The sequence below is a fragment of the Bradyrhizobium sp. IC3123 genome (assembly GCF_020193625.1).
Lineage (GTDB): Bacteria > Pseudomonadota > Alphaproteobacteria > Rhizobiales > Xanthobacteraceae > Bradyrhizobium > Bradyrhizobium yuanmingense.
In genome coordinates this window covers 1-12014 of the sequence record NZ_JADYVF010000026.1, presented here as the reverse complement: position 1 = coordinate 12014, position 12014 = coordinate 1, and the positions used below count along the sequence as shown (strand labels likewise).

General features: G+C 60.2%; 10 protein-coding genes and 3 pseudogenes. 11 read left to right on the top strand and 2 right to left on the bottom strand.

The window, feature by feature from the left end; translation table 11 throughout:
- The first annotated feature begins 434 nt into the window (after nt 1-434).
- The 8 genes from I6F20_RS36610 (at nt 435) to I6F20_RS36575 (ending at nt 9467) form a co-directional block, all read left to right on the top strand.
- Nucleotides 435-1181, top strand: coding sequence for a class II aldolase/adducin family protein (locus I6F20_RS36610; protein WP_225131218.1), 747 nt, complete (start codon nt 435-437; stop codon nt 1179-1181).
- A 147-nt stretch (nt 1182-1328) separates the two neighbouring features.
- Nucleotides 1329-2570, top strand: a complete 1242-nt coding sequence (locus I6F20_RS36605; protein ID WP_225131217.1) for a Rid family hydrolase — start codon at nt 1329-1331, stop codon at nt 2568-2570.
- Between the two features lie 106 nt (nt 2571-2676).
- Nucleotides 2677-3060 (top strand): cupin domain-containing protein, encoded by a 384-nt coding sequence (locus I6F20_RS36600; RefSeq protein WP_225131216.1) that lies wholly within the window; start codon nt 2677-2679, stop codon nt 3058-3060.
- A gap of 1231 nt (nt 3061-4291) precedes the next feature.
- On the top strand, nt 4292-5407 hold the full coding sequence (locus I6F20_RS36595) for an ABC transporter substrate-binding protein (protein ID WP_225131215.1): 1116 nt from the start codon (nt 4292-4294) through the stop codon (nt 5405-5407).
- A gap of 81 nt (nt 5408-5488) precedes the next feature.
- Complete coding sequence (locus tag I6F20_RS36590) at nt 5489-6601, top strand: ABC transporter ATP-binding protein (protein WP_463671695.1); 1113 nt, start codon at nt 5489-5491, stop codon at nt 6599-6601.
- 68 nt (nt 6602-6669) lie between these two features.
- Complete coding sequence (locus tag I6F20_RS36585; protein ID WP_225131210.1) at nt 6670-7512, top strand: ABC transporter permease; 843 nt, start codon at nt 6670-6672, stop codon at nt 7510-7512.
- Nucleotides 7509-8300, top strand: coding sequence for an ABC transporter permease (locus I6F20_RS36580; protein ID WP_225131208.1), 792 nt, complete (start codon nt 7509-7511; stop codon nt 8298-8300). The genes I6F20_RS36585 and I6F20_RS36580 overlap by 4 nt, the downstream gene beginning before the upstream one ends.
- A 345-nt stretch (nt 8301-8645) precedes the next feature.
- A complete protein-coding gene (locus I6F20_RS36575) occupies nt 8646-9467 on the top strand; it encodes a Crp/Fnr family transcriptional regulator (RefSeq protein ID WP_225131206.1) in 822 nt (273 codons plus the stop codon).
- Nucleotides 9468-9888: 421 nt separating this feature from the next.
- Here the strand turns inward: I6F20_RS36575 and I6F20_RS36570 are convergent.
- Nucleotides 9889-10052 (bottom strand): annotated as a pseudogene (locus tag I6F20_RS36570) (IS66 family transposase); the annotation flags it as partial.
- 105 nt (nt 10053-10157) lie between these two features.
- On the opposite strand from I6F20_RS36570, the gene tnpA reads away from it, so the two are divergent.
- The 3 genes and pseudogenes from tnpA to I6F20_RS36555 all read left to right on the top strand — a co-directional run.
- Complete coding sequence (gene tnpA / locus I6F20_RS38585; protein WP_463671694.1) at nt 10158-10553, top strand: IS66-like element accessory protein TnpA; 396 nt, start codon at nt 10158-10160, stop codon at nt 10551-10553.
- Nucleotides 10468-10896 carry an IS66 family insertion sequence element accessory protein TnpB gene (gene tnpB / locus I6F20_RS38580; protein ID WP_249789237.1) on the top strand — a complete coding sequence of 143 codons (429 nt, stop codon included), beginning with the start codon at nt 10468-10470 and terminating at the stop codon, nt 10894-10896. The genes tnpA and tnpB overlap by 86 nt, the downstream gene beginning before the upstream one ends.
- 70 nt (nt 10897-10966) lie before the next feature.
- Nucleotides 10967-11278 (top strand): annotated as a pseudogene (locus I6F20_RS36555) (transposase domain-containing protein); the annotation flags it as partial.
- Here I6F20_RS36555 and I6F20_RS36550 read toward each other — a convergent pair.
- A pseudogene (locus I6F20_RS36550) lies at nt 11278-11892 on the bottom strand (transposase family protein); the annotation flags it as partial. The pseudogenes I6F20_RS36555 and I6F20_RS36550 sit on opposite strands and share 1 nt — an antisense overlap.
- Nucleotides 11893-12014: the final 122 nt, after the last annotated feature.

Here is a 12014-nt window from a genome sequence, read left to right as displayed (position 1 = left end):
GCAGCCGCTCGTCAGTTGCGCAACGCCAACTCACGAGTCAGACCCTTACACGCTTCTTTGTTTGAGAACTATGAGCAGCGCGCGACACTGGACGCCTACGAAAAAAGGCCTTGCGCGCGCTCATGATGCTCGATTGGCGTGAGTCACTCTGTTCGGGGATTACGATGTATTCCTGGTACCTGCCGCGGCTGGCAAAGCGCCAGAAGGTTTGGGCAACACCGTCGACGCCCGCTTCAACGGAGCTTGGACGATGCTGCGCTTGCCTTGCCTAACTCTGCCAGTGGGCCGGCGTCCTGCGGACCTGCCTATCGAATTACAACTGGTCGCCGCGCGAGGCGACGATGCTACGTTGCTGCGCGCTGCCACCTTCGCCGAAGCGTGCCAAGCGGGTTAGGGGGCAGCGCACAATGGATGGACATTAGGGAGGACGAGACATGCGTACCGTTGATACTCGGGAATGGGAGATCCGCTGCGATCTGGCTGCGGCTTACCGTTTGATAGCCCATTTTGGCATGGACGACCTGATCTTCACTCATTTATCGGCGCGTCTGCCTGGCAAGGAACATCGTTTCCTGCTCAATCCGTATGGCATGATGTTCGATGAAATCACCGCCTCGAGCCTCGTGGTCGTCGACCCCGAAGGACACGCCGTCGAGAAGGCGGAGGTGTCCGAGATCAATAGCGCAGGATTCACCATCCATTCAGCCGTGCACATGAATCGCCATAATGCCCAGTGTGTCATGCACACACATACCCTGGCCGGCATGGCCGTGGCAGCGCAGGACCAAGGGCTGCTGCCGTTGAACCAAATATCGATGGAGCTCTTTGGCCGTGTTGCCTATCACGACTTTGAAGGCATTGCGGATGACCTGGAGGAGCGTGAACGGCTGGCGCGTGATCTCGGCGACAAGGACGCAATGATCCTCAAGCATCATGGCTTGCTCACGGTTGGGCGTAGCGTGGCTGAAGCGTTCTTTAATATGTACTACTTGGACCAATCCTGCCGCATCCAGATCGCAGCTACACAGGGCGGACAAAAAGTTTCCTTGCCGCCCGATGAAGTCGTCGCGCACACGATGGAGCAGAGCAATCGCTATCGCGAGAGTCCGACCTTTGCCTCCCGCACGTGGGCAGCACTCAAACGACGCCTCGATCGTATCAGCCCTGGGTACGGGACCTAATGGTCCGGCACGTGCGCGCCTGAAGCACAGAGAGTAGTGTACGTTGCACCGCGGAATATTCTTGGTCGTTTGGTCGGTGCTTCCGCGGTGGTGCGGCCTCAACGGGTGCGACCGTGACTTCGATTTACAGTTGAAATGAGGGACGACATGACTGCATCGACCATCTGGCATCTGCCGATCGCGGACACCCATAATCTGTCCGCCAGCGCGGGCGCGTTGAGCTTCGTCGGCGGCGCGGCTGACTTCGATACAGCCGGACGGATTCTCAATCCGGGCGACCTCAACAAGCAGATCGAGGGCGCGGTGACCAACATGGCGGAGGCGCTCGCCAGCGAATCCTGCACGCTTGACGACGTGGTCCGACTCAAAGCGCATTACACTGCTGATTGCGATGATTGGGAGGTGATCGCGGCACTGGCCCGCTTCTTCAAGGCAGACCCCATGCCGGCCATCAGCACGGTGCCTGAACCCTTGCAGCCGTTTTCCGGCCAGACGATCCAGATACAGGCCATCGCTCAGCGCGGGTGGCGGACGCACTCCGATGTCCGGGCGGTGCCGCGACCGGTGCCACCGCAGAGGCAGGCGCTGTTCGGCGACCGAGCGATTACCGCGGGCTTGCGCGCGGGCGAGTTCATCGCAGTTGCCAACCGCACGGCGGAGGACACCGACGGCGTTGTGCGCCATCCGGACGACGGCGTGGCCCAGAGCCACTTCATCATGGAGAGGCACGCGGAGACGCTGGCTGCGCTCGGCGCCTCTTTCCAAGACTGCGTCAAGCTGGAGGGTTATTATTTCGGCACAAAGCGCGAGGACTGGGCGCCGCTCGCCAAGGCGCGGGCGACCCACTTTCGCGAGCCTGGGCCGGCCGGTACTGTGGTTCCCTGCCACCGTCTTAATCCAAAGGGCGCCCTGACCAAGGTCGAAGTTATGGCCATGCGCGAACTGTGGAACGGCCGCGACAAATACATCCCGCGCGAGGACCATTGGCCCAAGCGCGTGTGGGACTGGGCGATCCCTGCGGGCTTTCACGGTTGGCCGTACCGCCAAGCCATCCGATTGCGCGATACTGTGTGGCTCGGTGGACAGGTGCCCTTGCGTCCCTACAGCAACACGGGTGGGTGTGTTATGGAAGGCCAGCTCATACCGCAGACCCGCTTCACCATGAGCTATATCGAAGACCTCCTCCGCCCCTTCGGCCGGAGGCCTGCGGATTTGAAGCTTATGGTCTGCTACTTCACCTCGACGGGTACTGAGGCCGAAACGATGGCTTTTGCCAAGACTCTCGCCGATTGCGTGGGTGGCGCGCTTCCGCCCATGACGCTCGTACCAAAGCCCATGATGCACAGCCCCAACACCACTGTGGAGATTTGGGGCGTGGCGCAAGGTTGAGGGTGCTTCGATCCGCTGGGCTACGCGACCTGCTGCCAGCGATGATCGTGGGCCTTACCAGTCATTCGTTGCGCATAATAATTAACCAAGTCATCACGAGGAAAGCATGAAGGCCTTCACGAAGATTATCCTGTTCACCGACAAGGACGGCCGCGCGCGCTTTCGCGAAGAAACGATAGATCTCTCCGAAGGCACGTCGCAAATGCAGCTGTCGGCACGACTTCCGTGCAGCGGTTATCAGGTCCGCCAGAGTCCCGTGGGTTTTGCCTGGAGCTTTCATTGCTCCGGCAGCCCGTTATGGGTCTTCATTCTTAGAGGGCAAATGGAGATCACTCTGCAGGATGGGAGCTCGCGCGTTTTCAAACCTGGCGATTGCTTTTACGCGGCCGACACGCTGCCCGCCGGCGCGACTTTCAATGAGAAAGTGCATGGGCACTCGACACGTCAGGTCGGCTCCGATCCGCTGATCACTATGTTCGTGCACGATTGAGCCAATCTCTTTTGGAAGTCGATCTGCTCTGTATTGTCGCTGATAATCTCAGGTAGGCCACCACAGTAGTGGCGCGTACACTGGTCTGTACGCGGTTCTTCACGCCTGCGGCCCCAGGATCCCGCTGTGCGTTGATCCATAAGTGGCCGTGAAAATTCGCATGTCGACAGCTTGGGATGCAGCGTGACCACAGCTATTGGCGAAGTGCCTCGTCAAGAGCCTTGCAGTCGAGACCGTCAACGCAGTGCGAGGGCCGCGCTGGATTCAAGGCGGTAGCGCAGGCGTCAACTCGGTCTGGTCGATGCGATAGCTCGGCAAGTGAGGCCGAGTGCAGTCACTCGTTGAGGGCGGATGTCGCGCAATCGGGCCGCCAAGCAGTTTTGGGGTAGCGATCAGTATTGCTATCGGTCGGCTGGATGCAGCGGGTCGAGGAGCTCCTGGCCGGATGGGCGGTCACAAGCCGAGGGCGGTTTCGGTAGAGCACGCAGTCTGGGCTTAGCGGGCGAAGTATCAAGGTCGCGTCGAAGCTGAGCGGCCGGCCCTCATCGACGAGATTGGACCCGGCCCGACGTGGGTCCGCTGCGGGGGCTCCGCGCGGCACAGACTTCCGGCCAAGGTTCTCCACGGCGCCGCTGGAAGACCATGACCTCCCTGGCGGCCCTGCGTCACGACCGCATCGATGCGCCATGGTTCATCGAGACGCGGTCTGCGCCGCGATCGGTCACGCACTGGAAGCTTTCACCTCCGAGGAATGAGCCAACTACCTCAGGCTATCGAACTTAATGCCATCACGCTCTAAAAACCAAGTTTGTGTACTTTAAGCGCAGGGCACAGTCGTTTGCGTTGTTCGTTTTAGAAAACATAGCTCGATATTCCTCAATGATTTAGGGCATCGAAGAAAACGTCTGTTCAATTGTTCCCGCATTGATAGTCTTGGCGCGAGATGGCGTTCAGCGCTCTCCAAAAAACAATCCAAATGGCAGGGGGAATACCAAGACAATCTCACTTAATTTGATTCGTGAGGTGCATCCGACCGGGGGCGCCGCGCGCATGGGCGAGTCTGTGAAGCAATGGGCGAGGGCGACTACCTCATCCATGCCCGACGTGAGTCGCCGCGCATCCCTGAGATGGAGCGGGCTAATGCGGCGGTGCAGGACCTCAGCCTGATACGCATTGACTACGATACAAGCACTTTCGCCACAACCTTCTTTACTTCATGAGGGACGAGCCCATGCGCAAAGACCGCTCTCGACTGCTTCTCAATCGCCGCCGCGCTGTCGGCCTGATCACCGCCGGACTCGCGACACCTTTCATCATCCGCTCGGCAGATGCCCAACCGGCCTGGCCCGAGCAGACGACGGTCCCGGATGTCCTCAAGGGCTCGGGAGAACTCCGCGTCGCCAACTACGGTGGCACGGCGCATGAGGCACAGCAGAAGGCATATTTCGAGCCATTCGAGAGAGCGACAGGCATTCAGGTTCGCGCGTTTCCCAGCGCTGATACAACCAAAGTCAAGGCGATGGTCGATACGGGCAATCTCGAATGGGATCTCATACACACCAGCCGCAGCGGGATCATGAGGCTGACGAAGACCGGCGACTATTTCGAGAGGATCGACTACTCGCTGATCGATGACGGCGTGGGCAAAGAGTACCGCTTCGAATATGGGGTGGATATGCTGGTGTGGGCCAACGTGATGGCCTACCGCACCGACGCGTTCAATGGTGCCGCACCTGCAAACTGGGAGGATTTCTGGGACACCAAGAAGTTCCCGGGCGATCGGGCCATGTACGGCATCGGGGCTGGTATGAATCCCGAGATGGAATGCGCGCTGATGGCAGCCGGGGTGCCGGCCGACAAGCTCTATCCGCTCGACGTCGACAAGGCACTGGCAAGCTACGACAAGATCAGGAAGAGCGTGGTCAAGTGGTGGGAGACTGGCGCCCAGCCGCCGCAGATGCTGACGGACCGGGAGGTTGTCATGACCACGGTTTGGAACGGTCGCATGGCGGCGTTGCAGGAGCAAGGCCTACCTGTGGCGATTTGCTGGAATCAAGGACTGGCCATGCGCGATGCTTGGGGCATCCTCAAGGGCGCCAAGAATAAGGTGAATGCCATGAAATTCGTGGCCTATTCGACCATGGCGATCCCGCAGGCGCGCTTCGCGCTCGCGATTCCCTACGGCTCGGTCAACGAAGGGTCCAACAAGTACATCCCACCCGAGCGCCTAAAGGTGCTGCCGAGTGCGCCGGACATCAAGAAGCAACTCGTGCCCTACGACTTCGACTGGTGGACCGACAACCGCGAGATGGCTCGAGCCAAGTTCACCAAGTGGATGCTGGGCTGATGCGCCGATTGCCCGTCCCGAGCGTGTCGAGGGGCTTAGGGCCAAACCCAAAAGCTATTAGATTCTATGGAGCGTGAGTTAATGCCTTTGACTTTGCCTCAGGACGGCAGTTGTATGCGCGGCGCGTCGGTGTCGCTGACCGATCTGAAGAAGAGTTATGGAGGTGTCGCGGCCGTGGCCGGCGTGTCCATCGACGTTCGTTCCGGCGAATTCCTCACTTTGTTGGGCCCTAGCGGCTCGGGCAAGACCACGACGCTCATGATGATCGCGGGCTTTCAGAATCCCAACGCAGGCGACATCTCCATTGACGGGGTCTCGGTGGTCGCCATGCCACCCTATCGCCGCAACATCGGCATGGTATTCCAAAATTATGCCCTCTTCCCGCACCTGACCGTAGCCGAAAATATCGGATTTCCGCTGAAGCAGCGCGGTGTCCCGAAGGCGGAGCGAGCTAGGCTGGTGGGGGAGGCACTCGAGTTGGTGCACCTGCCGGACTATGGCGGGCGCTATCCGCGTCAGCTCTCCGGCGGTCAGCAGCAGCGTGTGGCGGTAGCGCGGGCGATTGTGTTCAAGCCGCGGCTGCTTTTGATGGACGAGCCGCTGGGTGCACTCGACAAGCAGCTGCGCGAAAATCTGCAGTCCGAGATGCGACGCCTGCACGCTGAACTAGGCGTCACCTGCATCTTGGTCACGCACGATCAGGACGAGGCGCTCACCATGTCCGACCGCATCGCCGTCATGAACGATGGCAAAGTGGCGCAGATCGGGCGTCCGGAGGATCTCTACGACCGCCCCAACAATCGCTTTGTGGCGGGCTTCATCGGCCAGTCCAACTTCTTGCCGGCCGTCGTATGCGGTTTGGAGAACGGCGTCGTCGTGGCCAAGTGCGAAGACGTGTTGGTGCGGGCCGTGACTTCACTGCGTCCGACAATCGGCGCTGAAGTCGCTCTGACCATCCGGCCCGAGCGTTTGCGTTTCGCCGACGGGCTTGTCGCACCCGGACCAGACGTCAACCGCATGAGTGTTACCGTGACCGAAGCCGTGTTCGCTGGCGAGCGCTGCCGCTACCAGCTGAAGTCCGACGACCGGACCATTCTAGTACTTAAGGAAGCATCGAGTGCGGCCATACGCCGCCGAGCCGTTGGCCAGCGCGCAGAAATTGCTTGGTCGGTCGCGGACACGATCCTTGTGTAGGGCGAGCTATGTCTGAGGCGATCACAACACTATTCTCAGCCCGTTCGGTAAGCCAAAGAGAATTGTCTGTGTGGAATCGTGCGCGCTCATGCATCATTCCGCTGCTGCTTGCCGCGCCGCTGCTGGTCTACATGGTGGTGTTCTATGCCGTACCCGTCGTATCGATGCTGCTGCGCAGCCTCAACGATCCTAGCTGGTCTCTGGATCACTATGCGGCGCTGCTGGGTGACGTCATCTTCCTCAAGGTCTTCTGGATCACGCTCAGCACGTCGTTTTCGGTCACGCTCAGCACGCTCGTGCTGGCTTATCCGGTGGCGCTTGCGTTGTCACGCGCGCGCTCGAGTGCACCTCTCATTCTGATCGTGATCCTGCTGCCGTTCTGGACGTCGGTGCTGGTGCGCAGTTACGCCTGGATGGTGCTGCTGGGCCGGCATGGTCTGATCAATGAAGCCTTACTGGCGCTTGGTTTGGTTGAAGAACCGATCCGGCTACTCAACACGACCTTCGCAACCGAAATCGCTATGACGCACATCATGCTGCCGTACATGATCCTGCCGATCGCGAACGCCCTGCGACAGATCGACCCCTCACTGGCGCTCGCCGCCTCGGGCCTGGGCGCCACGCCATGGAACACCTTCCGAGAGGTCATCTTGCCCCTGTCCATGCCGGGCGTGGCCGTCGGCGTACTGCTGGTGTTCGTGCTGGCGCTCGGGTTCTACATTACGCCCGCCATGGTGGGCGACGCGCGCGAGATCACCCTCTCGATGCTAATCGCCAACGAGGTCGACCAGCTCAATTGGGGATATGCGGCGACGCTATCTACCGTGCTGCTCGCGACCGCGCTCGGCCTGATCGCCCTTGTACAGCTCCTGCCCGGGGTGGGCAGCGCCTTCAGGATGAACCTCCAATGACTGCCTTCCGCCTCTTGCCTACGTTGATAGTCGGCCTGATCCTGCTGTTCCTCGCCTTTCCGATCATAGTGGTTTTCGTCCTGTCCTTCTCGTCGGCGAACTACCTCACTTTCCCACCACCCGGCTTTGGATTCAGATGGTACATCGTCTACTTTGGCAGCGTCGACTGGCTGCGCGCAACTTGGATCAGCCTCTGGGTGGCGACAGCCGTGGTGGGGCTGTCGACGACGCTCGGCACGCTCGCCGCGGTCGGCATCACCCGCTTGCCGCGGGCGCTTCGGGTCCTCGCGGCCGGCCTCATCCTGTCGCCACTGATCGTGCCCGTGATAGTTGTTGCGATCGGCATCTACTACGCTTTCTCCCGCTACGGGCTGGTCGGCACGCCGGCGGCGATCATGCTGGCGCACACCTGCCTTGCTGTGCCGTTTGTCGTCACCAGCGTAAGCGCCAGCCTATCCGGCATCGATCCTAGACTTGAGCAGGCAGCGTTGAGCCTCGGCGCGACGCCAAGCAGTACGTTCTGGCAAATAACGTTGCCGCTGATCCGGCCAGGCATCCTTGTCGGCGGGCTGTTCGCGTTCATCACCTCATTCGATGAAGTGGTCGTGTCCCTGTTTCTGTCAGGATCAGGTGCCGTCACGTTGCCACGCCGCATGTGGGACGATCTTCGCTTCCAGATTGAGCCTACGATAGCGGCCGTGTCGACTATCACGGTTGTTCTGACGGCATCGCTACTTGCAAGCGCTCACATTCTGCGCAAGCGCACCGAGCAACTGCGAACTGTCTGAAGAATGGGCGAGGACATGTGAACCGGCCCGGGTTTGCCGGAGGCCATTGGTTTAAGTTATGCTGCCATGGCCGGTTGTTCCAGCATGGCGTAGCAGCGTTGCTCACGCAAAAAATGTACTGAGCTCCCTCTCTAGTAACGATATGCCAGGAGATGGGTGCAGGTATGTGCGACCGGGGTTCGTCGGAATGAATCGACGGAGGCTGTTCTGTCGCAGGATTTCTTCGTCGAAAGGCGTCTCATTGCACGAAGAGGGAGTGCCGTCTCGCTAGACTGAGAATCAATAGTTCGTGAAGGTCGAACCGGTTGACTTAGTAATCTTCCTAACAAAGAGGCGGACCGCAGCATGGCCGACCAAGTTCTTGCCGTCCTCGACGCGCTTGATGGGCGCAGCGCTGCGGTTCTCACGCGGACCTCTGATGCACATCGTTGGCCCGGTGCCGTCCGCTCTAGTGCACGGCGCTTTCTCAAAAACGAGATTCTGGCGAGGATTTCGCTTCAAGAGCTCGCGGCAATAGGAGAATTCCTCGAGCCGATTGTTTTAAAAGAGCGGATGGTGCTGCAAGAGCCGAAAAGGCCACTCGATCATGTCTATTTTATAGAGTCCGGACTTGTCTCGCTCAGAATAGTTGCCGCCGGAAGCGTTCTTGAAACAGCGGTGATAGGACACTGCGGAGCTATCGGCGCTTCGCTCTTATTCGGACCGCATCTTGCGACTCATCAATCTGTTGTACTTTTTCCGGGCAGCGCGCACAGAATTGGTGTCGAGGATCTGCGACGCGTGATGCATGATCACTCTGAAATTCGAGAACATCTTCTCCGGTACGTCCATGCGTTGGACTTGCATTGCGCTCAGAGCGGGTTGTGCGGCGTGCGCCACGATCGGGAGAAACGGCTCGCGTGCTGGCTGTGTTTGGCGAGTGATGCCCTCGATGCTAATGTGCTTCCGGTTACGCATGATTACCTTTCTTCCGTCTTGGCACTGCGCCGCGCTGGGGTAACGGAAACCCTAATCCGATTCGAAGAACAAAAACTGATCCGCAAAACTCGCGGCGTGCTGCGGATTGAAGAACGTTCGTGCCTCGAGCAAAGGGCATGCGGTTGTTACAAGCTTATTTCAGCCGCCTACGCCTCAACCGAACCCGCAATGTCAGCCACCAACCCATAGCGCCAGGTGACGAACGGCGCGACGTTGGGTGTGGGCTACTATTTCTAGCGAGAGTATGCCGACCCGCGTGTCGCGTGTTCGGTTCGACACGGAGTGCTCCGCGTTGCCGGTACTCCAGAGTGTGGGGCGATTATCCAGAGTTTTGCGCCGTGACGACAATGCTGAAGCGGCGCCTCCCACGCAACGCAAGGTGCAGCTCATTGCGATCGCCCAAGCGGCTTGGGTTCGCAATGTATTCGTACAGTATACAATACGATTGACTTTTCAGAGGGCAAATCATCGTCGCCAATGCGCTTCGCGTCTTCCGGCGTGCGCATGGCGCGACGCCTATGTCTTACAAGCCGCGTGTTCGTTTTTCGCTTGTCAGTAGGTGCATCGTTCCTTCCGACCTTTTCCGAGGCATCGCACATGCGCGCCGCTGGGGGCGGCTCAGCGTCTGTCGCACGCTCAGACGCCCTTCGGGGCTCTTGCCATTATGGAGCGTTCAATCTCGAACAGCGCATCAATCCGCCTCACGACCTCGATCGCAATCGGAGAGAGCAGGATTTCCTTCTTTCCGGCGCCCTTGCGCCGCGCATTCTCTTGTCGGCATGGCAAAGAAGAGTATCCCTCCGGCGGCGGCCGCCTTGTGTCGTTTGAGAGGCGGCCCAAGAATTTGACCTTAAATCTAGCGTTAAGGTCACGTGGCGAATGCAAGTCAATGTGTTGGGCGCCGAGCGTCGGCGGCGATGGAGTTACGACGAGAAGGTTCGCCTTGTCGAAGAGACCTTGCAGGCTGGCGAGACGGTCTGCGGCGTCGCGCGCCGGCACGGGGTGGCTCACAGCCTGCTGTTCACCTGGCGTCGACAAGCGCGCCAGGGTCGACTGGGCGGTGATGCCGTGCTAGCTCTCATTCCCGTCGAGATCACGCCCGTGGCGGCTCCGATCTCGAGCGAGGCGCCACAACCAGTGGCTTCACCGCCTGCGCAGCGCGCAAGGGCTGGAATCATTGAAATCGAGCTTGGCGGCGGCTGTCGCGTTCGCGTTGACCGTGACGTGGACGGCGAGGCCCTGCAGCGAGTACTTGAGCTGCTGCGGCGACGATGATCCCGATTCCGAGCGGCGTCAGGGTTTGGATCGCCACTGGCCACACCGACATGCGTCGCGGCATGCAAAGCCTGGCTCTTACGGTTCAAGAGAGCTTGAAGCGCGATCCCATGCCGGCGAACTCTATATCTTCCGGGGCCGCCGCGGTGACCTCGTCAAGATTCTTTGGCACGACGGGCTGGGCATGTCGCTCTACGCCAAGCGCCTTGATCGTGGCAAGTTCATCTGGCCGTCGGCGTCGGCCGGCGCGGTATCGATCTCAGCGGCGCAGATGGCTTATATGCTGGAGGGCATCGACTGGCGGAATCCGCAACTAAGCTGGCGGCCGCAAAGTGTGGGCTGAGCGAAGAAATCTGCGGTTGCTGCCATTTTCGGGAGTCCCATCGCGTCCAATCTGTGATTCACTGCGTCGCATGGATGCCGACCGCGACGCTGTTCCGGATGACATTGCCGTCCTGAAGGAGGCGCTGGCGGTCGAGCGCGCGAAGGGTTTGGAGATAGCCGCCGAGCTCGCGGTCGCCCGCGCGAAAGCGTCGGAAGACGAAGCGCTGATCGCCCAGCAGCAGTTGCAGATCGCCAAGCTGAAACATCAGATCTATGGGCAACGGTCGGAACGTTCGGCGCGGCTGATGGAGCAGTTGGCGCTGACGTTCGAAGAGCTGGAAGCCGACGCCACCGAGGACGAACTGGCGGCCGAACGAGCCGTGGCGAAGACGACGACGGTGCGCTGCGGGTGGTTGTGACCGCGATATCCTTTGTCGACGTGGATACCGCGAGCCTCCACCCCGGTGAGCTTCTCCATGTCGGCGATTACGGGACCGAGCGTGTGCCCATCGAAGGGATTGCCATGCAGCGCCTTGGCATGGAGCACGAACTGGCCGCCCTTCGGAGACGTCACAGGGGTGGCGATGCTGACCTTACAGCCGAACTCGTAGGGGGCGCGGGCTTTACCCTTGCCGATGCACTCAACCTCCGGAGCATGTAACGCATAGACCTTCGGACCGCGCTGATGCTGATCCTGGCTGCGCACCTGCTGCGCTAAACCCAGCAACGGGCCGAAGCGAGCTTCCAGTACCGTATCGCCATCAATCTTGCGGCGGACGTCGCGGATGATCCGGCCAAGCCGTGTCCGCAGGAACTTGAGCTGCCGCCGGGCGCGTTTGAACTGGTGGGCGTGGGTATAGCGGCCGGTCATGATGGCGGCGCGCTTGGCCAAGCGCAAATAGCTCTGGCGTAGCGGCACACGGTTGCGCTTGGCGAGCCCGACCAGCTTGATGATTGCTCGATGCAGCAGCCGCGCGTCAGTCGGATGCGCGACCGCCTTGGGCTGCACCGTGGTATGTGCGCCATGACGGCGCGAAGAAGGAGGTTGAGTATGTAGACCATCTTCCGAGCAGCCTTGCTGCGCAAGAGATGAGGGCAGGCCCCTCGGACTCGGATTGCAGGATCAGAGTCCAAACC

Excerpts from the sequence above, each read along its gene's own strand:
- I6F20_RS36610 (WP_225131218.1), top strand. The coding sequence starts at position 435 with ATGCGTACCGTTGATACTCGGGAATGGGAGATCCGCTGCGATCTGGCT.
- I6F20_RS36605 (WP_225131217.1), top strand. The coding sequence starts at position 1,329 with ATGACTGCATCGACCATCTGGCATCTGCCGATCGCGGACACCCATAAT.
- I6F20_RS36600 (WP_225131216.1), top strand. The coding sequence starts at position 2,677 with ATGAAGGCCTTCACGAAGATTATCCTGTTCACCGACAAGGACGGCCGC.
- I6F20_RS36595 (WP_225131215.1), top strand. The coding sequence starts at position 4,292 with ATGCGCAAAGACCGCTCTCGACTGCTTCTCAATCGCCGCCGCGCTGTC.
- I6F20_RS36590 (WP_463671695.1), top strand. The coding sequence starts at position 5,489 with ATGCCTTTGACTTTGCCTCAGGACGGCAGTTGTATGCGCGGCGCGTCG.
- I6F20_RS36580 (WP_225131208.1), top strand. The coding sequence starts at position 7,509 with ATGACTGCCTTCCGCCTCTTGCCTACGTTGATAGTCGGCCTGATCCTG.
- I6F20_RS36575 (WP_225131206.1), top strand. The coding sequence starts at position 8,646 with ATGGCCGACCAAGTTCTTGCCGTCCTCGACGCGCTTGATGGGCGCAGC.
- tnpA (WP_463671694.1), top strand. The coding sequence starts at position 10,158 with ATGCAAGTCAATGTGTTGGGCGCCGAGCGTCGGCGGCGATGGAGTTAC.